Here is a 25,314-nt window from a genome sequence, read left to right as displayed (position 1 = left end):
GTGAGACGAAGTTGAAAGGGCACCCCGCTCGTAAATGACCGGGGATAAACGGATCCACGTCTGGAAACCGAGCTAACGGGTTGGGCGGTCCTCTGGCAACAACAGCTTCTCCAACTCGGCCAAACTGACGTGAAACTGATTTTCCCGGTCGCCGGGGCATACCATGAAGCGGTAGTGGCTCCCCACCGCTTCCGCGAGACCTTCAAAACAGCCGTTTAAATAGTTATCCACGCAGATTTCATAAACCCGGCAGCCGGGGCGAGCCCAGACCAAGTGGGTTAAGGCTGCACCATGGGCAGCACAAACAGCCTCCGCCTCAGCAAATAATTTGATCTGCTTCTCCATCGGCATGCCTTCGGGGTTCACAATGGCCCATCCGGCCCGCTCTAGGTAGGCCGCCACCTCGTCTTCATTCAGCATCCCCCGGGTTTTACCCACCCGCCGCACAAAAAAACGGCGTGGCGGCTCGTAATCACGGGCGGCCCGGCATAAAAAACTGCGCCGCAAAAAAAACACCCCATACGGATTATAACAACCGGTGAGAATGGTTGGCGGACTGAAATAATAATGTTCCAAGATCAGGTGCCGCTCGGGGGTAGGCCGCACGCGTTCGGCCAAACCCAGCCAGCGCAACGTTTCCCATTGGTAACCAGGTAGTTCAGGCGGTGCCAGGATTTGCGTGTCGGGCGGGAACTCGGCCAACAGTGCCAACCGGGGGACCACATCAAAAAACCAGTGCCCAAAGCCGTCCTGCCACCGGGAAACCACACTGGTCCAGTTCCCTTTCAACCGCACCGGCTTCGGCAAGACCAGATACTGATAAGCCGGGTCGTATGGCAAATGATCCCGAAAGACCGCCTCGAGGCAGAGTCGCTTCTGATTATCCTGTAACGCCAGCGTTTGAGTCACCAAACGGGCTTCGGGATGGTAACTCCAAAAAATGGGCCACGGCTGGCACTCATCCTGTTTCTTATCAAAGCGACAGCGTTTTCGCAACGAATCCGGAGCGGCTGGCGGGGTGGGTTGCTCGTGGAGCAGAATGCGCCCGCGCAAACGCCCCTGACGAAGCTCCTCATACGCTGAAAAGACGCCTTTAACGGGGCCGAACCGGGAATTTACCGGGGAAACCTTGCGCAACGCCCGCATAGCGAAACTTTGCAGCCAATACTTGCGCAACGTCGTATGAAATTTATTCCAGGCCAGCGCCAGTTTGCGATACCGCCGAAGGCGCGTGCGGAGTTTGACGATAAGACCCATAGATGAAAATTGGCGTGCCAGACCCAGTCACAAAACCAGCATGAACCACGCGCCGGTAAAACCACCACCCGCCGCCAATACTGTGGCAGCGGGGCGCTTTTCCATAGCCTTGCCGAAACTTGGGGCAAGGAAACACTGGCTTGCAATAACGGCCATGCGCGGCAAACTATTGTGGCACCCCTGCCCCGTCAAGTCTCAAATCCCAGACTGCAACGTTTTCCGCTGTCTTTCTCCTTGCTTCTAAACAGCAAATATCGGAATCCTTATGACGAATGGCTGACCCATTGAAAACACGTCTATGGCCCTGGCTGCTCAGCGTTGCGCTGCTGGTGGCCGTGCTGGCATTATACTGGCCGCTCTTGGGCTTCGATTATCTGAACTGCCTTGATCCGGAGTCCGTCAGCAACAACTTGATTGTTCTCAGCGGCGTTCACGAGGGAAGCCTGGCTTGGGCGTGGCGTTCTTTTGATGGCGGGGTATGGCAGCCGCTCACACGAATTTCCTGGATGCTCGGTTGCCAATGGTTTGGCAGCGGCCCGTTTGGCCAGCACGCGATCAACATCATTCTCCACTCCGCCAATGTGGTGTTGCTGTTCTGGCTGCTGTTCCGGTTAACCGGTCATCTGTGGACCAGCGCGCTGGCTGCGGGCCTGTTCGCGGTGCATCCGCTGAATATCGAATCGGTGGCCTGGGTGGCCGAACGCAAACAGGTGCTGGGCCTCTTCTTTGCCCTCGGGTGTGTCTGGTGCTATGCCGGATACACGCGGGGAACCAAAACCCGATGGTTGCAATACATCCTGGCGGTGCTGTGTTTCGCCCTAGCCCTGATGGCCAATCCTTGGCTGTTGACGTTGCCGCTCGGGCTGCTGGTGCTGGATGCCTGGCCGTTGAATCGGGGGAACTCCCAGACTCACGGCGACCACGCGCCCGGATGGCGCCACTTCTGGATGGAAAAAATCCCCTTCCTGATCCTCTCCGGCGTCGCGCTGCTTCTGTCGGTGCAAGCGGTGCGTTTTTATAAAGCTTCTGAGGACGTCTTATCCGTGCCATTTTTCACACGGTTACTTAACACCCCGCTGGCATCCCTGCGGTATGTGGGCAAGGTATTCTGGCCGGACCCGCTCGTCGTGGTCTATCCCTGGCCGCCCATCTCGGTGGTGGTGGCACTGATTGCGGCTTTCTCGTTGGTCTCGCTCACCGCCTTCCTATTCTCGTATGCGCAGCGCCAGCCCTTCTTGCGGGCCGGATGGCTTTGGTTGTTTGCGCTGTTGCTGCCAGTCATCGGCCTGGTGCAAATTAGCGAACAACCGTTGGCGGATCATTTCATGTATTACCCGCTGATCGGCATGGTAATCCTGGTGAGCTGGTGGCTGCGGGATCGCGCGGAACAGCAACCACACCAAGCCACCCTCTGGGGGTTGGCAGGCACCGGCCTGATAATCGCGTGCGTCTGCTTGAACCACTACCAACTTCGTTACTGGAGCAACAGCCGCGCCTTGTTTACCCACGCCAATGACCGGACCCAGTATAACGCCACCGCGCTGCTTTTCTGGGGCAAAGCACTCATGGCGGAAGGGCGTACCGACGAGGCCAAAAAAGCGTTCCTGGCATCGGCAAAAATATCGCCGAATCGCGTCCAATGCATTCTGAATGTTGGCGAATTGAGCGCGCAGGAAAACAAACCCGAGGAAACGTATGCCTGCTTTCTGGGAGCCGTCAAAATACGCCCCCAATCAGCCGCCGCCCAGTTTGCGTTAGGTTCCTTTCTGGACGCCGTTACCACCAACAAAGTCAACGTGGTGCTGCATTTGACCCAAGCCGTAAAGTTGCACCCTGATTATCCAGAGGCGCTGAACAATCTGGCGTGGAGCTTGGCAACCGCCAAAGACAGCCGCGTGCGCAATGGCGCCGAAGCGGTTCGCCACGCCCTCCATGCCTGTTCCCTGACGGGCTACCGCTATCCGTCCATGGTCGGGACCTTGGCCGCCGCTTATGCGGAGACCGGCGACTTCAAGCAGGCAGTGAAAACCGCTCAACGGGCAGTGGATATCTCCGTGGAACAGGGCGTAACTCCCCTCGTGGAAAATAACCGAACCCTGATGGAATTGTACAAAGCAGGCAAAACCTTCCGCCAGCCTTAATCCCCCCCAATGGCAGTAATTCACTTTTTCAAGGCGGCGCTTTGATAAAAGTGCATTTCTCCGCATCTCCAGACTGGACGAAACCTCACTTCACGCTAAATTCCTCTCCATGAATTTGGAAGATCATGTGGGTGATATCATTCGCAAAGCGCGCCAGATGAATGGGGTAACCGCCGAGGCGGTCGCCCAAGCCATCGGACTGCCCTTGCCGGAATTGCAGATATTCGAGGAAAATGGCGATCTTCCCAAACACGCCAAGCTGGCCAACGCCGCCAAACTGCTGGGATTAAATCCCGAAAAGCTTCAGCGCATTGCCGACGGCTGGACCCCACCGGAGCCTGATTTATCCATCTGGCGGGAAATGCGCCGCCTTACCACCGGTGATGACGGTTTCCGCGTGCATTGCTATTTGATTTGGGATGAGGTCACCCGGGAAGCCGCATTGTTTGACACCGGCTTGACTCCCGAACCGATTTTCCAGGCCATCCAGGAAAATGACCTGCAACTGAAACACCTCTTCATTACCCATTCGCACTTCGACCACCAACAATGCCTGCCAGCCATCCGGGAAAAGTTCCCGCGCGCGTTATTGCATACCGGCGCCAAAGAGGCGCTGCCTCAGCACCGCAACCGGGCGAATGACTTTCTCCATCTCGGCAGCTTGCGCATCACCAATCGTGATACGCCCGGACACGCGGAAGACGGCGTCACCTATATCGTTGGCAACTGGCCCGAAGACGCGCCGAATTTGGCCATCGTGGGAGACGCCCTCTTCGCTGGCTCCATGGGCAAGGCCCCAGGGGTCGGAGAATTGGCGCGTGCCAAGGTTCGCCAGCAGATTTTTTCGCTTCCTGACGAAACCTTGATCTGTCCCGGGCATGGTCCGTTTACCACCGTGGAACAGGAGAAAACGAATAATCCGTTTTGGTGAAAAAGAAACTTGCAAAAATACGAATCCACACCAACTTTAACCAAGTCAATCAGATAACTAATGTAACACTTATGGGTAAGATTTATAACGACATTGTGGAAACGGTTGGTCGCACCCCTTTGGTGCGCCTGAACAAGGTTACGGCTGGTCTGCCAGCCACCATTTTACTGAAATGCGAGTTTTTTAATCCCTTGGGCAGTGTCAAAGATCGCATTGGCATGTCCATGATTGCTGATGCGGAGAAGCGTGGCTTAGTCACCAAGGACACCGTCATTGTCGAGCCCACCAGCGGAAATACCGGGATCGCCCTGGCTTTCGTCTGCGCCGCCAGAGGGTATAAATTGATCCTGACCATGCCAGAAACCATGTCGCTGGAGCGGCGCACGCTGCTGGCAATGCTTGGTGCGAAACTGGTCCTGACGCCCGGCGCTGAGGGCATGCGCGGTGCTATTTCCCGAGCCGAACAAATTGCCAAGGAAACGAAAAATGCCTGGATACCAATGCAATTTGATAATCCTGCCAACCCGGAAATCCATCGCCAAACGACCGCCAAGGAAATTTGGGAAGACACAGATGGTAAAGTGGATATTTTAGTTTCGGCGGTGGGCACTGGCGGCACCATCACCGGCATCACGGAAACCATCAAACCGCTGCGTGCCAGTTTCAAAGCGGTCGCTGTGGAACCCAAGGACTCTCCGGTGATCTCCCAGACGCTGGCCGGACAGCCAATCAAACCAGGCCCGCACAAGATTCAGGGTACGGGTGCCGGATTCGTGCCCAAAAACCTCCATTTGAAAGACAGCAAAGGCAATCCTCAAATTGTTGAATGCGTGCAAGTAGCTAATGATGACGCATTTGCAATGGCAAGACGACTGGCAAAGGAAGAGGGTATCTTGGTAGGAATTTCCACCGGCGCCAATGTCTGGGCAGCAATCGAACTGGCCAAATTGCCAGAAAATAAGGGCAAATTGATTGTTACCATCGCCTGTTCAACGGGAGAGCGTTATCTGAGCACGCCACTCGCTGCCGAGGCACGGGCGGAAGTGGGGGCTTAACCCCTTGCGAGTCTCACCCCCAAGGTGAACCTTTGGGCGAATCAAGGCTGCCGTAGGCTGTTTTGGTAGTGTTAATCCGGTCAAATTGCGACCAATCTCAACGGGGGCTTGTGACTAGCCTCGCAAAATTCTGGAAAAATTTAGTTGCACGCCACGTTAAATGGCGTTAGCTTGGGCACGTCGCAGGTCAATATCTGGCGGCGGGCTCGTTTTTTAAGCTATTCGGTTCGCCAGTTTGTTCCATGATTCATTCAAGAGTTCGAAGGGTAGTTTTTTTAAACCCAAGACGACACCAACGTTTGCATAAAAAAGTAACAAATATGAGTACAGCGCAAAGCGCCAACATACCGGAAACAGGTTCCGGTTTTCTTGAAATTTCCGAAAAGGGCTTCGGGTTCCTGCGGTCACAACAGGGGCATTTTCAGCCCAAGCCGACCGATATTTTCGTCACCCCGGACACCATCAAGAAGAGCTTCCTGCGGGAAGGGTGCCAAGTGGAAGGTGCTTTGCAACCCCCGCATCGCGGCAGCAGTCCGCAGTTGAAAACGGTGGACAAGGTGAACGGGATGCCGTTTTCCGATTATACCAAATCAGTCCGGTATGAAAACTTGACCACCATTGATCCCATCGAGAAATTCAAATTGGAAACTACCCCCGACCTGCTCGAGAGCCGCATCATTGACTTGGTGACCCCGATTGGCAAGGGTACCCGCGGGTTGATTGTGGCTCCGCCGCGCACGGGCAAAACCACGGTACTCAAGCAGATTGCCAACGCAGTGGCCGCGAATCACCCCGAAGTCCAGGTGCTGGTGCTGCTGATTGACGAACGCCCCGAGGAAGTGACCGATTTCCAACGCTCCGTCAAAGCGGAAGTGGTGGCCTCTTCCAATGATCAGGATTTGGAAACCCATGTGCGCCTCTCCCGGTTCATGATTGAACGTTGCCGGCGCTTGGTGGAGTCGGGCAAGGATGTGTTTGTGCTGCTTGATTCGCTCACCCGCGTCGCCCGCGCTTACAACAGTGTGCATGGCGGCAGCGGACGCACGATGACCGGCGGTGTGGATGCCCGTGCGCTGGAAATCCCCCGCAAGATGTTTGCCTCCGCCCGTAAAATTGAAGGCGGCGGCTCGCTGACCATCATTGCCACCGCGTTGGTGGATACCGGCAGCCGCATGGATGAACTGATCTTTCAGGAATTTAAGGGCACCGGTAACATGGAATTGATTCTGGACCGTAAACTCTCCGATCGCCGCCTGTTCCCGGCAATTGATATTCCCAAGAGCGGCACCCGCAAAGAGGAAAAATTATTCCCGCCCAACCAGATCGAAGCCGTGCGCAAGCTCCGCCGCATGATGGTGGACCTCAATCCAGTGGAAGCCATGGAAACGCTGTTGGCCGCCTGCAAAAAGCACAAGACCAACGACGAATTGCTGACCCGGCTTGAACGCGGGCAATAGACCGGTTCCACGGCTCCATCCGCCGAACCCCGGGTCGGTTACGTTGATCCGTGAAACACGCCTCCAAAAGTTTCAAACCCATGATTCGGGCGGGATCGCGTCCGCCCTTGGAGCGCATGCAGCGTGTTCACCAGGAATTGGTGGCCGGCCGTTTTCCCAATGCATACACCTTGGCCGCGCAACTCGAGGTCAGCTATAAAACCATCTCCCGCGACTTGGCCTTCATGCGGGACCGCATGGAGTTACCCATTGATTTTGACCCCGCTCGCAACGGGTTTTATTACACGCAGGAAGTAACCTCCTTTCCCTCCCTGCAAATCACTGAAGGTGAGTTATTCGCATTGGTGGTGGCGGAAAAGGCACTGGAACAATATCGCGGCACGAACTTTGAAAAACCGCTGTTGGGAGCCATTAAAAAAGTCGCTTCCGCCCTGCCGGATACCATTTCCATCAACCTGGCCGATTTGGGGCAGACCATCTCCTTCCGGCATCGCGCCGAACCAATTCTCAATCTGGAGGTTTTCAAGCTGCTGGCGGACGCCACCGCCCACCAGCGGCAGCTCGAATTGAAGTACAAAAAACCGGGCGCCCCGGAGGCGGAAACGCGCGTGGTGGACCCGTATCACCTCGCCAACATCAACGGAGAGTGGTTTCTCTTCGCGTATGATCATTTGCGCAAGGATATTCGGACGTTCGTTCCAGCGCGAATGCAATCCGTGCGGCATACCGGGCAGACGTTCGCGCGTCCCGCCCGCTTCTCCCTCGAAAAACGGCTGCGCGACAGCTTTGGTGTTCACACCGGAGCGGGCCGCTATGAGGTGGTGCTGCACTTTGATGCCTCGGTGGCCCAGATCGTGCGCGAAAAGAAATGGCATGAATCGCAACAGCTCACGGCTTTGGCCGAGGGTGGCCTGGAATTACGGATGCAGTTGTCGAGCTTGGTGGAGATCGAACGCTGGGTGCTAAGCTGGGGGGGGCATTGCCGCGTGTTATCCCCTGCCGAACTTGCCGACGCCGTGCGCACCGCCGCGCGACGCCTGCTCAAGTAATTTTCTCAAAACCCGTGCCGCCGCCCGTCAGTTACCACCGGCGCCCTTGATATGCTGCTGGAGACGGCGCAAATCCTGCAAGTCATCGTTATTATAAGCACGTTGGCAAAAAATGGCCATCCCGGGTTTTGGCACCCGCCACTTCCAATGTTCCGCATGACCGTCGGCAAAGGCGATGTTCGCCCCTTGCATGTGGCGATCCGCCGGGATATCCAACCAGTAATCACGCCAAAAATCAGTCTGGCTGATCACGCCGAACGTGGTATCCCAGATGGTATCCTCGTGGGTGTCAATGAACGTGAACAAGCTGGCCGGATTTGAAATCTCGTTGTATAGGCGAAAGCCATCGGCGGCGTGGCAATTTGCGCTATTACTAACGTTGTAGCTGCGATTGCGTAGTACCTGCGGGAAGCCGTCCACTGTGGATTGATCAGCCGGGCAATGATAAATGGACTGGCTTTGATTATAGTTGAACAAGAGTGAGTTGCCAGCAGTGATTACGTTGGTGTCCTGGGGTGCGATACCACTAAACCAGGACATATCACTCTCCTTAAGGGATGGCCCGTTGGTGGTGCCCATCACCACTCCGAAAACGAAATTATTCGGCGGTATCACGTCCTCATTATCATGGGCGTACATGTGCCAACAATACTGCAACTGCTTAAGATTGTTCAGGCAGGTAATGGAAATTCCTCGAGCTTTGGCGCCAGCCATCGCGGGCAACAGCAGGCTTGCGAGAATCGCTATTATGGCAATCACAACCAGCAACTCAATGAGCGTGAACCCGAGCGCCGATCCGTTGTGGCCGGTACAGCACCCTCGCCCCACGTGTTTGTCTGCCGTGGTTCCGTTACGATCGCGGTTGTTCATGTCCCAATCTTATGTTGAACATAACCGATACCCGCTGAAATTGCAACCGTTATTAAGGTGCTTTTCAGCGCACCAAACTCCAGATCACTTTCAAGTACTGGCTCTCCGGGCAGTTCGACATCATCGGGTGGTCCGGCCCGGCGCCGGTCCGGTCGAAAATTTGCAAGCGCCGGTGCTGCTTATGCGCAGCACGAATCACCACGTGCTCAAACTCCTCCATTGAAACCAGCCCGGAGCACGAACAGGTTACCAGCAAACCGCCCGGTTCCACCAGCGCAATGCCCAGTCCATTCAGGTCCTCGTACTTGCGCCAGCCCTCCCATTCCGTTTCACGGCTCTCCATCAGCTTGGGTGGGTCCAACATCACCACCGGCCAGCGTTGGCCGTTCTTGTACATCTGCCGCGCATACGTGAACGCGTCTGCATGCACCCATTGAATCCGGTTCTGGTGGTTCAGGTTCCCGTTGCGTCGCGCCTGAGCGATGGCGTCCTCGTCCAAATCCACCCCGGTGACATCCTCCGACTTGCCCAACACCGCCGCGCCCACGGAAAAGCCACCAGTATAACAGCACAAGTCCAACACCCGCCGGCCCTGCACCATCCGGGCGAACTTTAGACGGTTATCCCGTTGATCGCAGAAAAAGCCGGTCTTGTGGCCCTCCGCGAAATCCACCTCGTAACGCAACCCATGCTCGCGCACATGCACCTTGCGCACCGCGTCGCTCGGTATCTCCGGCAAATCGCGGATGCCCTCCACCTTGGCGACATACGAATCCACCGTCAACCGGATGCGTTTGGTGCCCAGGCGCGCGTGCAGCATGGGCAGCCAGCGCGGCAGACGCTGGTAAATGCCCAGACTATGCACTTCAATGCTCAATACGTCGGCATAGCGGTCTATGATCAAGCCGCCCAACGCGTCCCCATCCGAGTTGATCACCCGAAACGCATCCGTTTGCTCCGGTAACTTGAATATGTCCAAGCGCATGGCCAGCGCTTGCTCCACGGAACGATCCAAGTGGTCTTCCCCCACCGGCTCCGGCCCGTGATGAAACACCCGCAGCGGCACGCGCGCGGTGGGATTGAACATGCCGGTGCCAAAGTGCTTTCCCTCCTTGTCATACACCGCCACCAACCCGCCCGGTGTGGCTTCAGGCGATACCGCGCCAACCATGGCAGGGAAAAGCGACGGATGAAAATTAAAAGTCCGCAATTGCGCCCACGGTTTGATCCAACTTTCGCTGCCGACCGGGGGGGCGAGCTTGCGCATATAGCGCGGCGGCAACTTAACGTCGCCGGGAGGATGACTTCTTCCGGGATATTTCATGGGGGGCATCATAGCTTCAATCTCTGCGCGGCCAAGTTCTCATAGAATTTGCTGTCGGCAAATTACCTTGCGGCCCATCCGCGATTTTATCAAGCGAATTATGCCCCCATTTTTTCCGTGCCAACCACCGATTTTGTGGCATCCTTTCCTCAATGAAACAACGTGGTTGGATTTTCTTTTCGAGCGCCCTAATCTGGGCGTTGTTGGCGTTGTCTGCCTGCAAAAAACCGGCGAACTCGGAAAATCCACCCCCCATCAAGTCGGCCTCCGCCCAAACCAAACCGGCCGTGGCCACTTTACCTGGCACCAAGGCGTCCAAAAGCAACACGGCGAAATCGGAATCCAAAGTTTCCGACGGTCCGGATGACTGGACTTGGAAACAATACAACACCGTCATCGCCGGCCTGAATCGTCATCCCGATGTCATGCCGTCCTATTTTGAGCTGGCCCAAGAGATGGCCACCGTCATCGGCAAACAAGTTCCCGCCTTGGCGGACCACGCCGCCATGCGCAAGGCGTTGGCCATGGACCAATTCCGTTCCCTCACCAATGCCCTGATCCGCGACAAGGATGCCGAGTTTACCCGCCTCACCAATTCCATGAAATACGCCATTCTGCGCAATCCCGGGGCCGAATCGCGAGAGCGAGGGTTTACGGAGGCCACCACCTGGGTCGTCGCCATCTCGCCTGAATTGCACGCCAGTGCCGAACAGTACCAGTCGATCGTCACGCGCGTGCTAACCACCAGCCGCAGCAACTTGGTGGAAGTGCGCCAGTTGGACCTGAAACGCCAGGCTGCATTTGCGCAAGCCATGGTCAAGTTCCACCAACAAACCAACCTCTTCACGCAACTGCAACAGCGCTTGCAGACCACAGTGCTCACCAAGTCCCCCACCGCGGGCGCGGGCGCGGAAACCAAACTGTCCCCCCAGGCCGAGGATGCCAAAAACCAACTGTTTAAGATTAACGGCGTGATGATTGCCGGCGAGCGCTCCCGCGTGTTCCTTAACGGGGTGTTAATCCTCAAGAATGAAAGCGCCGAAGTCATTGCCGCCGGCCAAAAATGTATCGTTAAATGCCTCGACATCGCCCAGGACCAAGTCACCATCCAAGTCAACAATCAGCCGCCCATGATCCTCAAAGTCAACCGGTAATCAGGCGAGGACCGACGCTGCGCTGACCGGTTATCTCCAACTTATTTCAGCTTGCGGATCAACACCTTTGATTTGCGTCCGCTTTGCTCGTATTTCTCGCGTCGCGACGGCGGCAAATCTTCCGGCGTGCCTTCCACAAATCCGCCCTTGGATTGAAAATACGTAAACGCCTGGGTGGACAAGGCAAAAATGGCGTCCAACCCCATCTCCCGCCCTTTGCTTTCAAGATACTGCACCAACTTTTGTCCGATCCCTTGGTTTTCATGCGAGGGACTCACAAACAGGCAGGCCAATTCCCCCATGTTTTTTTCGGGATACAGGTGCAGCGCCACGCAAGCCACCGGATTCTTATCAATTTCAAAAATGTAATAGTCGTTGAGCTGCTTTTCGATCATCGGTCGCGTCCGCTTGAGTAACTCCTCGCTTTCCACCGAGTGCTTGGTCAACAGCAGGATGTGGCGAATGTCCTTTTTCATGGCCCGCCGAACCTGCTGGTATTCGTTGGCATAAATCAGGGTGCCAATACCTTCGTTGGAAAACACCTCCGCCAACAACCCCATATCCTCTTTGCCGTTGATGATATGCACCCGCGGCACACCGGCCCGAATGGCTTGCGCGGCAAACGTCGCCTTGGACTGCGACTCCGGCGCAACCTCCGATTTGCGGCTGGACAACAATTGATCCAATTCACTGCCGAGGATTTGCCGGACCAACTGCCCCTTGACGATCAGCCCATCCACGTTGGTGATAAAGATGAGCTTGGCTGCCTTCAGCGATTCACCGACCGCCACCGCGACATGATCCGAATTTACCCGATACGTTTTGCCATCACCGTCAAAACCAAGCGGCGGAATGACCGGCACGATGCCTTGGGCGAGCAGGGTTTGCAGCAATTCGCCATCCACCCGTTCGACCTTGCCGGTAAAGAGGTGGTCCACACTGTGCAGAATGCCCAATGGGTGAGCGATGATGGCGTTGGGGCACACGGCCCGCAAATCATTCGTGGACAACCCCTCCAGAATTTCGTGTGTCAACCGGTTCGCGGCCGTCAGCGACAGGTTCAAGGTCGCCTCATCGGTTACCCCGGAACCTTCGAGGTCCGAGGGGGTGACATTCTGCGCCTCGCCCAAGGCTTTGATCTGCGCCGAGGCGCCATGCACAATCACGACGCGAATGCTGAGCGAGCGGAGCACCGCCACATCGAGCAGTAAATTGGCAAAGTTTTCCCCCGTGACGATCACCCCATCCACAGCCAGGATGAACGTCTTCTCTCGAAATCGCGGAATGTATTGCAGTATCCCGCGCAGGTCAGTCAGTTTCACGTTTCGCTTTCGGTAACAGTTATCGTTGTCAGGTTATTCCCAGTTATTGGGCCGCTGGCAGCACAATTCACCCATGGCAAACCATGCAGGCTATGCTTTAAGACCAGTGAAGGAATATATTCAATCATAAAATGAAAAAAATGAAACATGGCGAACGCGATATTGCGGATAAACGGACTGGCAGCAAGCTGGGGCGGAACGGAATAAACCCACCAACCGCCACCCATTGGTGGCTATGTGAACCGCGATATACCGGGGACCGCTGCCAACCTTAAGCCGGACGAAAACGTTTGAAGTCCACGCCGTATTTTTTTATGCGCAGGCCCATTTGGCGTTCGGTCAACCCCAGGTTACGCGCGGCTTTGGACATGTTGCCATCGCAACTTTTGAGTTCCGCCACAATCATTTCATATTCGAGCGCGGCGACCGCGGTATCCAGGGTGCCGGACGGGCCAGTTTCGGTCGGGGCCTTCTTTTGCAGCGTGGGCGGCAGATGATGCGCCTCAATGGATTGCCCGGGGCAAAGCAGCACCGCGCGCTCGATGCAATTTTCCAATTCGCGCACGTTGCCCGGCCAGTGGTAGCTCATCAGCAGGTCAATCGCCGCCGTCGAAATGCGCCGCACGTTTTTGTTGTTCACACGGCTGAACTTTTCCACAAACGCATCCGCCAGCAGCAGCAGGTCGGCTTTGCGGTCGCGTAGCGGCGGCAGGTAGATGGGAAAGACATTCAGACGGTAATACAGGTCGGGCCGAAACTTGCCTTGTTCGATCATCTCCTCAAGGTTCCGGCTGGTGGCGGTGATGATACGCACGTCACACTTGATGGGCGTATGGCCACCCACGCGTTCAAACTCCTTCTCTTGCAGAATACGCAGTAATTTAACCTGGGTGGCCGGAGTGACATCGCCGATTTCATCCAGAAACATGGTGCCGCCACTGGCGATCTCGAAACGCCCCTTGCGCATGGCGATGGCCCCGGTGAATGCGCCGCGCTCATGGCCGAACAACTCGCTTTCTATGATAGATTCCGGCAACGCCGCGCAATTAAACTTGACGAACCCCTTGCTTTTTCTCGGGCTTTGCTCATGCAGCGCGCGCGCGACCAGCTCTTTGCCGGTGCCGCTTTCACCCCGGATGAGGACCGTCGTGATGCTGTTGGCCACTTGCTCGATGTGCAGATACACCGTGCGCATGGCGTTGGAATTGCCAATAATGTGCTGTGGCCGAAAGCTGCTTTTAATTTGCTCTTGCAGTCGCTCGTTTTCCACCTTCAAGGCATCCAGCTTCTCGTGGGTGTCACGGTGGAAATGCACGGTCTGGGCGATCGAGTTGGCAATGAGCGAAAGCAAACGGCGATCCGCCGCCAAGTTGGAACGCGCATTTTCACTCCGTTCCACGCTCAAACCGCCCACCACTTCGTCGCCAAATTTAATGGGAACACACAGGAACGCGATGAGGCCAGTCTCGGGTGTCGCCCCCGTGCCATCGCCCTCACCTGTGCGGCTAGGCCGCAGGCTTGGCTCGTTCCGAATATCGGGCACCACGACCGCCTGACCTGTTTTAACCACTTGGTTGAGAATATCGCGGCATTGTTGCAGATAATCCTCCTTCGCTTCGCCCACGGGTAACCCGACGGCCTCGCTGATGGCCCAATCGCCGCGATTACGGTTGAGAATCGTTATCATCCCGCGGCGCAAACCCAGGACCTCCGCCATCCGTAGCAAAACCGGACGTATGACGTTCCGCAATTCCAAGCTGCTTTCCAACGTATAGGTAATGTCGAACAACAGACTCAATTCATCCACCACACGACATCCCTGTGCCCCAGAAGGATGGTAAACGGACGCCTCACCGCCTGCGGGACAGGCGGCATGATCGTGCAACGGGCAGCTTGTTTCACTACTTCCCATGCTTTTCGGTAAGCAGGTGGCATACCAAAATCAGTCCTAGGCGGCAGAATAGTGTAAAATGGCCAAATCTAAAGTGATTGAATGCAATGGTAGCGGTGCCATTGCTAAACGCTGTTTTCTTTTATTCAGTTTGGGCGAATTTAGCCAAGACTGGCAGCAGAAATCGGACACCATGGGCGATGGATAATTAACCGTGGCATATACTCTGATAAGCCCGTGGCTTGAGCTACACCATACCATCCTTTTTTGCGTTTTTTGTGCCTTTTTGCGACTAATGGTGTCTTCTATCCTGGCGTCTTGGCAGTAGAAGATTAGTCTCAGCTTGATAGCGATTTGGAATTACCTGCCGCTCAACTCTGCGGCTAAAAACTGCCCCAATTCCACCGCCTCCGCCAGCGGACGCCGCGCCTCCGCACGATGCGCTGCGGATCCAATCGTGTTTAATGCCTCCATGTGTACGGTCGCTCCCGAGACATGCGCATGGGCTGCCGTTGGGGTCTGGCACCCGCCGCCCATCGCCATCAGGAAGGCACGTTCGGCGGTCACGGCCACCCAGGTTGGCTCGTGATTCAGCCGCGCGCAAATCGCCTCCATCCGCTCATCGCCCTCGCGAATCTCAATTCCCACCGCCCCCTGCCCCACCGCTGGCAGCATTTCCCTGATATCCAGACGGGTGGCACATAGACCCTCCGGGATGTTCTCACCGTGCAAATGCCCACTGGCAGCAATGGTGAAGTGCAGCCGTTCGAGACCGGCTGCCGCCAAGATGGTCGCATCGATGTCAGCCTGGTCATGCAGTTTTTGCAGACGCGTCGCCACATTGCCGCGAATTTCCACCACGTTGAGGTCCGGCCGTTTCGCAAGAATTTGCGCCTTGCGCCGCACGCTGCTCGTGGCCACCACGAAACCGGGCGGCAAATCCTTCAGATGGGTTTTGGGCGGACAACCGCGTTGCTGAGGTTGCCCGACCACCCATTCCTGGGGTGGCCCTTCGCTTTTCTGCTTTTGCACCCAATCTGCATCACGATAAACCAGCACATCCCGCACATCCGCCCGCGGCCCGACCGCGCCCAACTTCAGCCCGGCGGGTAACTCGGTGGGAAGATCCTTTAGACTGTGAACCGCGAGATCAGCCTGCTGATTGAGCAGCGCCACCTCCAGTTCCTTGGTAAACAATCCCTTGGGCAAACTGCTGTTGGGATTGGCCATACTGGCCGTTTGCAGCTTATCGCCGGTGGTCTTGATAATCTTAATCTCGAACGCACGCTCCGGAAAAGCCGCCCGGCACAGACCCAATACGTTGTTGGCTTGGGCCAGGGCAAGCGCGCTTCCACGTGTGGCAATGATAATGGGGCGATTATTCATGTTCGGTAGCGAGATGGGTTCCAGATGGCAACGGGGGACGGCGCGAGGTGTCCAGCAACTCGCGGACTTTGTTCCGGATGATTTCCTCGCATTGGGCGATCTCATCCTTGCGTTGCCGCAGGTAATCCTCCGCAATCGCCTGCAAGTCATCCACATTATAGAGATAGACGTTATCCATGGTATTGACTTCGGGATCAATATCCCGCGGCACTGCAATGTCCACCAGCAGCAATGGCCGATTCTCGCGCAACTTCATGAGCGGCTCGAGTTTCTTGCGGTCCAGGATGTAATGCGGCGCCGACGTGCTGCTGATCACAATATCCACATTGGCAAATTCCGTGTGCCACTCCTCGAAGCGGACGGCACGGCCACCCAATTCAGTGGCCAAGGCCAACGCCCGATCATAGGAGCGATTGGAAACAAGGACGCTATGAGCGCCCCGCGACAACAGCGCGCGCGCCGCCTTTTCGCTCGTATCGCCGGCACCCAAAACCATGACCTGCCGATCGCCCAACGAGGAAAAGATTTTTTGCGCCAACTCCACCCCCACAGAGGCCACCGACACACTGCCGCGCTGAATGTTAGTGTGGGTGCGCACATACTTGGCGGCGTTGAAGGCGCGCTGGAATGCCTTGTTCAACTTCGATCCGGTGCCGCCGCTTTGCAGTGCCAGGTCGTACGCCTTTTTGAGCTGCCCGAGAATTTCCGTTTCCCCCAAAACCATGGAGTCCAGCCCGCACGCCACCTTGAACAGATGCTCGAGGCTCTGGGGCTCCGGCATGGTGTAGATCTCATCCGTCAGCGGATCTTCGTGCCCGGCTTTTTGCCGGAGAAATTTGACCATCGTTTCGATGGCCCGTGCTGCTTCCATCGTCGTGGCCGCGTAGATCTCCACGCGATTGCACGTGGATACGATCACCGATTCATCCGCCGCCCCCATCGTGCGCAGTTCCTGAAGCGCTGCCGGAATGGACGCCTCGGCAAACGCAAACCGCTCCCGCAACTCCACCGGAGCGGTGCGATGACTGAGCCCTATGACAACCACAGACATGGGTTATGGATTTGGATTATGGATGCGGGAAGCCAGGTTGGCCCCCCAGAATGTCAACATCACAAAGATAAAGGTGCCCGCCACGCCCCAGGCAAAACGCCTCCCGCGCTGCGCAAAGCGCCAGTGCAGAATCAGCAAAGCCAGGTAAACCACCCATACAAACACCGACCAAATGATTTTCAAATCCCCTTTGAACTGCGCGCCGGGCGCCGGTTGAATCCCAATCGCCCCCACCGCCAAACCAACCGTCAGCAAGAAAAACCCCACCACAGTCAACTCGGTGATAATGGTTTCCAACCGTTGAATGGGCGGCAGAATTGCAAACAGAGCGCGCGCCTTGCGCAACTTTAAGTCGTGCTCCTGCACCAGGAACATCATGCTGACCACCGTGGCAAACCCAAACGCGCCGTACGACAACAACACCAGCGCTGCATGCAAACTCGTGGCAACCAAGTCCTTGGGCTCCACATGGCCGGGCGGGACATCCAATGAAGGCATCAAGGCAAACACACCCATGGCAAACAAGATCGGCGAGGCAAATACCGTCATGAAGCGCAACCGGGGCCACAAGCTGACGGCCAAACAGACCGCTGCCACCACCCAACTGGAAAACACGGTGGCCTCATACAGATTCTTGGAGGGACATTGGCCGGTGAGCTGTCCGCGCGCCCATAGCGCCAGGGTATGCAACGCAAACCCGCCCAACAAGACACAGTAATTAATACGGTTATCCTCCCGGAACCCGCGCCTGAACAGAAACCCGGAATAAATCAGGCTAATCCCGTAAAATAACACCGCTACTAAAAATGTGTGACGATCCGTCATCCAGTTCACGCGTAAATTGTACTCCGTAATCAGTTCGCGGCAAGCGGTAAAATACCAGACGCGGGGACGAGGTAAATCCGATTTCCTATCAGTTTTCCTATGCCTCCCATTCGTCCCAGTCCGGGTCCATTCTTGCTGTCCTTGCTGTCCTTGCTGTCTTTTTCTTATTTTCCCACTCGCGCTCCTTGGCGTGATTCGCGGGCGGCGCTCTGGGCGGATTTACTCCTCAATTTGGTGCGCGACCAGTTGCCGGATCGTCCACACCGGCAAGAGTCGCGCGCCGTCAAACGGCGGCCCAAACCCTATCCCTGGCTCACCAAGCCGCGCCATCAGTTTAAAGCGGCCTCGCACAACAACCGCTACTGGAAAAACAAACCCCGCAATTTCAAGCGCCTAAACTAAGCGCCATTCGGGTCTGGGCGGGGCCAACCACCTCATCCGCCCGTCCACCGCCCGGTTCTGTCGATGGGGATTGGACCTACGAGTCGTGCGACGACGTGGATCCGACCCCCGATTACGAAAGCGTCCTCACGGACTGAGGCCCGCCCCCAGAACTTCAAATCGGCTCACTGCGACCACTGCTACAGGGTGGTGGGACCAGGCACGCAGCCTGCCGCCAACCATCTGCTCATTTTCGTCCCCTTCCAGTTTGCAGCCCCGCGCCAGCCTGATTTATGCACTTGCTTCGCCTCCGCGCTGGGGTTAAGCTCTGTATATGAATACAAAACGTGAAAGAAAACGCAGGCGGGCCAAAACCAATGCTCCTTTACCGCAACGCGACAAGTGAATGCATCAAATGTGCCAAAAAGAAAATTCCTATCTGTAAATCCACTTGTGAAACTCGATTGCGCGGACGATACTTTTGTTGCGAACAATATGCCCGGTGAACTGACAGAGCTTGAGTTTTCACTCAATGATGTGATCGACAACCGCCCGTTGACCCCGGCCACGGTGGATCTGCCGACCTTGCGCGGCTTTTTGGAAGAGGTCGAAAAACTCATCAAGGGTGATGTGAAGGACGCCAGCCTCAGCGATTCCCGCGTTCGCATCGAAGAAGGTTCGGTAAAATTGATTGCCCTGGTGGCCCAGCTTTTGGCGGCGGATGTCCGTAGTGATCTGGCGAAACTTGATGATACCGGAGATTTGGACGCCATCCAGCCACGCCGCGCCGAGGTGATTGAGCAATGGCAATCGCGGACCCGCCGGTATCCCAGCCGCGCCTATTCCATTCAAACCGATTCCGTTCGGCGTCCCCTGCGGATTGCGAACAACAGCCAGTTTCAACATGGCAGCGAGAATGCCTGGGTGAGTGTGGAAAAGTATTTGACCGGCAAGGTGGTCAACGCTGGCGGCAAGCAAGACCCCAATGTGCATTTGGTTTTGGGGGATTCCGGCCAGACCGTGCGCATCAGTGCCACAGAACAGCAGCTTGGCGGCGAAAAGGAAAACCAGCTTTACAAGGACGTCACGCTTCGGGTGCAGGCCGAGCAGCATATACGCACCAAGGCGTTGCGCGATGTCCGCCTGATTCAATTTCTTGCCAATGCGTCCGAAGTGGACGAACGCGCGCTGGCGAATCTTTGGCAGAAAGGCCGCGAAGCATGGCGCGATGTGACGTCGGCGGCGGGTTGGGTGGAATCGCTCCGGGGGAATAAATGACGCTATGCTTCAGGTTTCGCTCGACACCAGTTTTTTGATCACGTTTGCCGATCCGGGCCGGGTGCATCATGCCGTGGCGTTGGAATATTTTCGCCATTGCCTCACGCAACGCATTCCCATGTGGCTTTCCACGGTTGCCGCTGGCGAATTTGAAGTGAAGCAGCCGGTCAGTGATTTGCCGCTCCAGAATTTCCGCATCCAGCCCTACAATCTACCGCACGCGATTCGCGCGGCGGCCTTGTTGCGGGCGGTTCGCGAGGACAGCGCTTCGCCCGTTGAAGACCGCCGCCCGATTATCATCAACGACCTGAAAATTCTGGCCCAGGCGGAGGATGATGGCATTCCCGTTATTTTGACGGAAGACCGCAACACGCTGTCGCGCCTGACTGACCGGTTGCGCGAGCGTGGCCAGGTGAGCGTTCGGGTGCTGTTGCTCTCCGAAGGTTTTACTCCCGGTCGCATCGCGGCACCGGCCCAGGATGAGCTTCGCCTGCCGCCATCGTCCACGCCGTCATAACATTTCTACTTTCCACACACCATTACAGCGTTAAATTTTTCAGGGATCACCCCACCATTGGCGTTCAAACATATCGCGGTCAATTCGCACCGACTCGATGCAGCGCCAGTCATCAGTTTTCCGCCGCTTGGCTTGACCAGATGCATCCCTGGTAAAGTTTTTGTCCCCAGCACTGGTGACAAGACGAAAATCCCGGGTGTGTTAATCTAAAGGTGTTGGGAGTAGTGACCCAACGGAAAACACAGTGTTGTTGAAGAAGCCCGGAGTAGTGTCCGGGCTATTTTCTTTCCACCATCACGTTTCAGCCCTCAGGTCTCAGTTTTATTGGGAAAGATGCCAAACCATTCCTTCGCGTCCTTTGCCTGCACCAGCTCGCGATAATGCTGGAAAATCATTTGCCCCGAGTTCCCCGCCTCCAGCGCCACCTTCGGCACATCCTGAACCTCCGCCACGCGGTAGGAAATGTAGGAATGCCGTAGTGCATTTTTCTTCCACGGACACGGCTGGTATTTCACCGGAGTCTGGTCCGGTAGGAACGTGAGCCCCGGCCGAGCCTTCGGCTGTTCGGGTTTAGCATGACTATGTTTGATTTTTCCTTCTTTCAGCGCGTCTTCGGATCGCGCCGCCTTGCCACACTACCGCAACGCGACAAGTGAAAGCATCAAATGTGCCAAAAAACAAATTCCTATCAGTTCAACAATACTGTTCGGATTCAGCGATGGACAGGTCCCGGTGGTTTCCATTATGATACTTATGAGAAAGCTGCTGCAATGTCTTGGAAACCTTATGGGAAAGCTACTGCAGTGTCTTGGAGGGCTTAAAAGAAAGCTACTGCAATGGCTTAGAGACGACAGCGCCGTCATTCAGGCGGTTTGTGCGGTTGTTGGTGTTATCATCGCCGTATTGATGATCCAGTCACTCAAAATTGCTAAGGAGCAGATGGAGTCATCGGTTGAACCGCGGCTTGAGTTTTCATGCGAGCCGCTAGCTTTTGATCTTCCGGGGATAAATAAATATAAAACTAGTCACAAATTACTTATCCGGTATCCCGATAGCAAATGTCTTGGACCTCGAAAATAACACAACCTCTCAGTTGGAACGTCTAAGCCAAGCTTTCTTCACCAATCAGACGAAGATCACATTCAAGAACGTGGGTGCAGTAGCAATCTGTGATTTGCAGGTGCTTATGCGGTTAGAGGCCGCCTTGGATAGCACCGGAGCATTGACGAATCCGGTTTACGAGATTAGCGAGCAGATGCTTGCCAATAGTCTGAAACCAGGCCAAAATCTGGCACACAATTTTGGGAGTGAACCGGCTTTGCAGAGGCTTGTGGCGATGCCACGAGAACGAGCAAGATCGCATGTTTTGTGCTATGTCATCAGATACCGGAGAGAGATTGATAAGAAGCCAAAAATCAAGCTCATTTGCTTTGAGCGTGTTCAGTTATTGCCTAAATCAGATGCGGCATTTGTGAGGCCCACAGGGATTAAGGGGATAAGCCATAACCCCAATGGCGTGAATCTGCCGCGGGTCGTGAAGCGCGCAATATGGCAGTTCCTAGAGCAATTGGATATAGTTACTCCACTCGACGATTAGCACCCTTTCGTAAAAGGGGTTCTAAAAGGGGTTCGCCTATCCGCCCCATCGCTCCCATGCGTCCCATCCTTCCCATTCCTTTTTACTGATTACTGGTTACTGTTCACTGGTGACTTATCCCTGCCGTCCATCCCGTCCATCCTGTCTTCATATTTCTGCCGGTCCTTACCGCACCGCAACAAATGTAAGCATCAAATGTGCCAAAAAGCAATTTCTATCAGCATCAGGTTCTGACAACGACGGCGATGACGCAAACCGTTGAGCACCAATCGCTTCACATTCCAACCGTGCAATCTCGGATTTTGCAATTATTTGTTTGACATAAGGATTTTTTATCATGACTATGATGGCAGTTTATAGTAGATCGGTGCAATTCTGCAGGTAGAGACGCTATTACAATTTATGAATAATCGCATCGCGGCCAGTCCGGAGACAGGAGGTAAAACCAACTCCATGAGTTTTATGACAACACGCGTGTACGAAGGCTTGGAAGACCCAGTTGGCTCCCGCACCACCTCCAAACAGCGGCAGATCGCAGCGGAAAGGGCGCGAGCAACTGATTTTCTATCACCAGCATGGGTTGTCCGCATTCAACTCCTTGCACTGGCGACCATGGCCCTCGCGTTTCCACTGCCGCTTTTGGCGCAAGGGACCGCATTCACCTACCAAGGACGCTTGAGCAACAGCGCGAATCCCGTCACTGGTATCTACGACCTGACTTTCACCCTGTGCAGTGTCAGCAACGGGGTTGGCCAAGTCGGCACGGTCATTACGAATGCAGCAATGCCGGTAACCAATGGAGTGTTTCTGGTCACGCTCGATTTTGGCGCCACCTTTACCGGGCCGGACCGGTGGTTGGAAATTGGCGTCCGCACCAATGGTGGCGGGGCCTTCACCATCCTGGCTCCCAGGCAAAAAATCACTCCCACCCCCTATGCGATGTTTGCTAATGCGGCAGGCAATCTGTCTGGCACACTGCCCGCGACCCAGTTAAGCGGATCGCTGCAGGCAACTCAAATCAGCGGTACGCTATCACTAGCCCAACTGCCGGCGGCAGTGGTGACGAACAATGGGGCCACCCTGACCGTGGGAGGGACCAATCAAATTTCGGCGCTGACCGTACCGCCAAACCTTCCAGCCAGTGCCGTGTCTTCGATTTCAGCAGCGCTGTCCCCGGTGGCCTTGACGGTGGTTGGTAACTTTGCCTACCTGGTGGACCAAAGCGGTTATCTTCGCATTTCCGATGTCAGCCTGCCTGCCAATCCCATAGGTTTGGGTGGGGTTTTAGTCGGTGGTGGCGGAGGGTTGCCCACGTCCCTGGCGGTGGCCGGCCGTTATGCGTACGTAGTGAACATGGGAGGCAACAACCTGCGCATCGTTGACGTAAGCAACCCCTCTGCTCCCGTCCTCGCAGGGTCAGCGGGGGTGGGTAATAACGCGCAGTCCATCGCTGTCGCCGGCCGTTATGCGTACGTGCTTTATTCCGGCGGCAACACCCTCAACATCTTTGATGTCGGTAATCCGACGGCACCGATCAGTGTCGGCTCGGTGGGCACCGACAGCAATCCCGCCGCCATCGCCTTGAATGGCAGATATGCCTATGTGGTCAATTCAGGTTCCAACACCCTTCAAGTATTCAATGTGGCCAATCCCGCCGCCCCCGTCAGCCTTGGCTCCGTGACAACCAGTAATATGCCGCTGTCCATCGCGGTGGCGGGACGTTATGCCTATGTCACGGGCAACAGCGGCCGGTTCCAAATCTTTGATCTCAGTAACTATCCGCTGCCCGCCAGTGTCGGTTCGGCTAGCATTGGTGCCAACGCGCATTGTGTTGCGGTAGCGGGGCGGTATGCCTACATTGTCAGCTACAGTGCCAACACGCTTCAGGTTTTTGATGTCAGTAATCCGGCCGCGCCGGCCAGCGCAGGAACAACCAGCACCGGGACCGGCGGCCCCATGGCGGTGGCCGTAGCCGGACGCTATGCCTACATGGTCAACATACTATCCAATACATTGCAGGTGTATGAATTGGGTGGCGCGTATTTGCAGCACTTCGAAGCCGGAACGACAGTCACGGGGACCCTGCAATCCCGCGACACAGTGTCGGTGGGTAAAAATCTCGATGTTAGTGGTGGGCTGACGGTTAGTGGAAGTGCGCGAATTTCAGGAGGGTTGAGCGTGGATAATGGCACAGTTTCGGCGGGTAATTTTTTGGGATCGTTTATCGGTAACGGAGCAGGATTGAGTAGCCTCAACATTGTGTTTCCGACTGCCATCAATGCAAATTCGCTGGCCATCGGTCCGACCAATCTCGTCGCTCCATTTACCGTGCCGCCAAATGTGCCTGCCTCCGGACTTGCCTCGACAAGCACTGGGGCTGGATCTAATCCCAGTACTGTGGCGGTTTCGGGCCGCTACGCCTACGTGGTAAACTCTTCCAGCAACACGCTTCAGATTTTCGACGTGAACACGCCCGCCGCTCCGGCCAGTCTAGGCACGGTGGCGACGGGTAATAGCCCCTGGGCTGTCACGGTGGCGGGGCGCTACGCCTATGTGGCGAACGCAGGTGGCAACACCTTACAAGTCATCGACGTTAGCAACCCATCCGCACCGGTTAGCGTTGGTTCAATCAACATGGGCGCCGGCAGTAGCCCCAATGCGTTGGCGGTTTCGGGGCACTATGCCTATGTTGCAAACTTGGGTAGCAACACCCTGCAAATCATCGACGTGGGCAATCCCGCGGCTCCTGCCAGCGTGGGGTTGGTGGGAACCTCCAATCAGCCGGTGTCGGTGGCGGTTTCCGGCTGTTACGCTTATGTGCTTTGCAATGCCGGTGCTTTGCAAGTCATCAATGTGAGCAATGCTTCCGCGCCGGTCGTCGTCGGTTCTGCCGTGGTCGTTTCGCCGACTTGCATCGCGGTATCGGGACGTTATGCGTACGTCTTGCAGGGAAGCCTGCTACGGACCTTTGATGTAGGCAATCCTGCCGCGCCCGCCATGATCGGCGCGGCGGGCACCGGCAATACACCGTATTCCATCGTGGTAGCCGGGCGCTTTGCCTACGTGGCGAATTTTGGCAGCAGTACGCTGCAACTCTTCGACATTAGCATTCCGTACTATGCGGTCAGCCTGGGTACAGTGAACACGGGCAACGGACCTCATGGCCTGGCGGTTTCGGGACGATATGCCTATGTCGTCAATTATAGTGACGGCAGCCTGCAGGCATTCGACCTTGGCGGGGCCTTTGTCCAACAGTTGGAGGCAGGACTCCTGGAGGTGGGTTCGCTGCAAACCCGGGACGCGGTGAAAGTGGGAAATAGCCTCGATGTGCGGGGTGGCCTCACGGCCAGCGGAGGTGCCCGCATTACGGGCGGGTTGAGCGTCAACAACGGCCCGGTGGGCATTGGCGTATCCGCCCCGTCCTATTCTTTGCAGGTTAATGGCAGCGTAGCCGGAGTTGGTGCTTATAACAATCTCTCGGACGCCCGATTTAAAACCAATGTCGTCCGGCTGTCGGGAGCCTTGGACAAGATCCAGGCCATGCGTGGAGTGCAGTTCGACTGGCGTACCAAGGAGAATCCCCAAATGCATTTCGATAACAGAGCACAACTGGGTTTTGTAGCCCAGGAAATCAAGGACATCGTCCCGGAAGCAGTTTCCCAGGATGCGGAGGGTTACTATTCAATTGCTTACAGCATGTTAATCCCGGTGTTGGTCGAGGCGCTCAAGGAGCAGCAGCGGGAAATCACAACTCGGGACACCCAACTTCAATTATTGAATCAGCGGCTGGAGAAGTTGGAACGGATTATTTGCAACGATAAACCTTGA

Annotated in this window: 20 protein-coding genes; 11 read left to right on the top strand and 9 right to left on the bottom strand. The window is 55.9% G+C overall.

Annotated features, from left to right (window positions below; genetic code table 11):
* Positions 1 to 72 precede the first annotated feature (72 nt).
* Positions 73 to 1,257 carry a glycosyltransferase family 61 protein gene (locus WCO56_02070; GenBank protein ID MEI7728322.1) on the bottom strand — a complete coding sequence of 395 codons (1,185 nt, stop codon included), beginning with the start codon at positions 1,255 to 1,257 and terminating at the stop codon, positions 73 to 75.
* 272 nt (positions 1,258 to 1,529) lie between these two features.
* Here WCO56_02070 and WCO56_02065 point away from each other — a divergent pair, with 272 nt between their 5' ends.
* The 5 genes from WCO56_02065 to WCO56_02045 all read left to right on the top strand — a co-directional run bounded on the left by WCO56_02065 (position 1,530) and on the right by WCO56_02045 (position 7,890).
* On the top strand, positions 1,530 to 3,398 hold the full coding sequence (locus WCO56_02065; protein ID MEI7728321.1) for a hypothetical protein: 1,869 nt from the start codon (positions 1,530 to 1,532) through the stop codon (positions 3,396 to 3,398).
* Positions 3,399 to 3,507: 109 nt separating this feature from the next.
* Positions 3,508 to 4,329 (top strand): MBL fold metallo-hydrolase, encoded by an 822-nt coding sequence (locus tag WCO56_02060; GenBank protein ID MEI7728320.1) that lies wholly within the window; start codon positions 3,508 to 3,510, stop codon positions 4,327 to 4,329.
* Positions 4,330 to 4,400: 71 nt separating this feature from the next.
* Entirely contained in the window at positions 4,401 to 5,384 is a 984-nt protein-coding gene (gene cysK, locus WCO56_02055; protein MEI7728319.1) for a cysteine synthase A, read from the top strand.
* A gap of 242 nt (positions 5,385 to 5,626) precedes the next feature.
* The gene (rho, locus tag WCO56_02050) at positions 5,627 to 6,841 is read left to right on the top strand and encodes a transcription termination factor Rho (GenBank protein MEI7728318.1); all 1,215 of its coding nucleotides are present in this window, start codon (positions 5,627 to 5,629) and stop codon (positions 6,839 to 6,841) included.
* Positions 6,842 to 6,891: 50 nt separating this feature from the next.
* Positions 6,892 to 7,890 carry a WYL domain-containing protein gene (locus tag WCO56_02045; GenBank protein MEI7728317.1) on the top strand — a complete coding sequence of 333 codons (999 nt, stop codon included), beginning with the start codon at positions 6,892 to 6,894 and terminating at the stop codon, positions 7,888 to 7,890.
* Positions 7,891 to 7,917: 27 nt separating this feature from the next.
* Here WCO56_02045 and WCO56_02040 read toward each other — a convergent pair whose 3' ends face one another.
* Together WCO56_02040 and WCO56_02035 are read right to left on the bottom strand one after the other, a co-directional pair.
* Positions 7,918 to 8,760, bottom strand: coding sequence for a prepilin-type N-terminal cleavage/methylation domain-containing protein (locus WCO56_02040; protein ID MEI7728316.1), 843 nt, complete (start codon positions 8,758 to 8,760; stop codon positions 7,918 to 7,920).
* Positions 8,761 to 8,824: 64 nt separating this feature from the next.
* The gene (locus WCO56_02035; GenBank protein ID MEI7728315.1) at positions 8,825 to 10,084 is read right to left on the bottom strand and encodes a class I SAM-dependent rRNA methyltransferase; all 1,260 of its coding nucleotides are present in this window, start codon (positions 10,082 to 10,084) and stop codon (positions 8,825 to 8,827) included.
* Between the two features lie 152 nt (positions 10,085 to 10,236).
* Here WCO56_02035 and WCO56_02030 point away from each other — a divergent pair, with 152 nt between their 5' ends.
* Positions 10,237 to 11,238, top strand: coding sequence for a hypothetical protein (locus tag WCO56_02030; GenBank protein ID MEI7728314.1), 1,002 nt, complete (start codon positions 10,237 to 10,239; stop codon positions 11,236 to 11,238).
* 41 nt (positions 11,239 to 11,279) lie between these two features.
* Here the strand turns inward: WCO56_02030 and argA are convergent, their stop codons facing one another.
* From argA to ccsA, 5 genes are all read right to left on the bottom strand, one after another.
* Positions 11,280 to 12,560, bottom strand: coding sequence for an amino-acid N-acetyltransferase (gene argA / locus WCO56_02025; GenBank protein ID MEI7728313.1), 1,281 nt, complete (start codon positions 12,558 to 12,560; stop codon positions 11,280 to 11,282).
* 271 nt (positions 12,561 to 12,831) lie between these two features.
* The gene (locus tag WCO56_02020) at positions 12,832 to 14,472 is read right to left on the bottom strand and encodes a sigma 54-interacting transcriptional regulator (GenBank protein MEI7728312.1); all 1,641 of its coding nucleotides are present in this window, start codon (positions 14,470 to 14,472) and stop codon (positions 12,832 to 12,834) included.
* A 339-nt stretch (positions 14,473 to 14,811) separates the two neighbouring features.
* Positions 14,812 to 15,837, bottom strand: coding sequence for a hydroxymethylbilane synthase (gene hemC / locus WCO56_02015; GenBank protein ID MEI7728311.1), 1,026 nt, complete (start codon positions 15,835 to 15,837; stop codon positions 14,812 to 14,814).
* The gene (gene hemA, locus WCO56_02010) at positions 15,830 to 16,888 is read right to left on the bottom strand and encodes a glutamyl-tRNA reductase (GenBank protein ID MEI7728310.1); all 1,059 of its coding nucleotides are present in this window, start codon (positions 16,886 to 16,888) and stop codon (positions 15,830 to 15,832) included. Before hemA ends, hemC begins: the two co-directional genes overlap by 8 nt.
* Before the next feature lie 3 nt (positions 16,889 to 16,891).
* Positions 16,892 to 17,713, bottom strand: a complete 822-nt coding sequence (ccsA, locus tag WCO56_02005) for a cytochrome c biogenesis protein CcsA (protein ID MEI7728309.1) — start codon at positions 17,711 to 17,713, stop codon at positions 16,892 to 16,894.
* An 834-nt stretch (positions 17,714 to 18,547) separates the two neighbouring features.
* Between ccsA and WCO56_02000 the strand changes: the two genes are divergently transcribed.
* Complete coding sequence (locus tag WCO56_02000) at positions 18,548 to 19,372, top strand: hypothetical protein (GenBank protein ID MEI7728308.1); 825 nt, start codon at positions 18,548 to 18,550, stop codon at positions 19,370 to 19,372.
* A 4-nt stretch (positions 19,373 to 19,376) separates the two neighbouring features.
* Positions 19,377 to 19,889: a PIN domain-containing protein gene (locus WCO56_01995; GenBank protein ID MEI7728307.1), complete on the top strand. Its 513-nt coding sequence runs from the start codon at positions 19,377 to 19,379 to the stop codon at positions 19,887 to 19,889.
* A 308-nt stretch (positions 19,890 to 20,197) separates the two neighbouring features.
* On the opposite strand, the gene WCO56_01990 is transcribed toward WCO56_01995, so the two are convergent.
* On the bottom strand, positions 20,198 to 20,341 hold the full coding sequence (locus WCO56_01990) for a hypothetical protein (protein ID MEI7728306.1): 144 nt from the start codon (positions 20,339 to 20,341) through the stop codon (positions 20,198 to 20,200).
* A 133-nt stretch (positions 20,342 to 20,474) separates the two neighbouring features.
* Between WCO56_01990 and WCO56_01985 the strand changes: the two genes are divergently transcribed.
* The 3 genes from WCO56_01985 (at position 20,475) to WCO56_01975 (ending at position 25,314) form a co-directional block, all read left to right on the top strand.
* Entirely contained in the window at positions 20,475 to 20,969 is a 495-nt protein-coding gene (locus WCO56_01985) for a hypothetical protein (protein MEI7728305.1), read from the top strand.
* Complete coding sequence (locus WCO56_01980) at positions 20,953 to 21,486, top strand: hypothetical protein (protein ID MEI7728304.1); 534 nt, start codon at positions 20,953 to 20,955, stop codon at positions 21,484 to 21,486. Before WCO56_01985 ends, WCO56_01980 begins: the two co-directional genes overlap by 17 nt.
* A gap of 402 nt (positions 21,487 to 21,888) precedes the next feature.
* Complete coding sequence (locus WCO56_01975; GenBank protein MEI7728303.1) at positions 21,889 to 25,314, top strand: tail fiber domain-containing protein; 3,426 nt, start codon at positions 21,889 to 21,891, stop codon at positions 25,312 to 25,314.

It is taken from the genome of Verrucomicrobiota bacterium (genome assembly GCA_037139415.1).
Taxonomy (GTDB): Bacteria; Verrucomicrobiota; Verrucomicrobiia; order Limisphaerales; family Fontisphaeraceae; genus JBAXGN01.
Note: the sequence above shows the minus strand (reverse complement) of the source record. Positions and strands in the feature narration are given on the sequence as shown.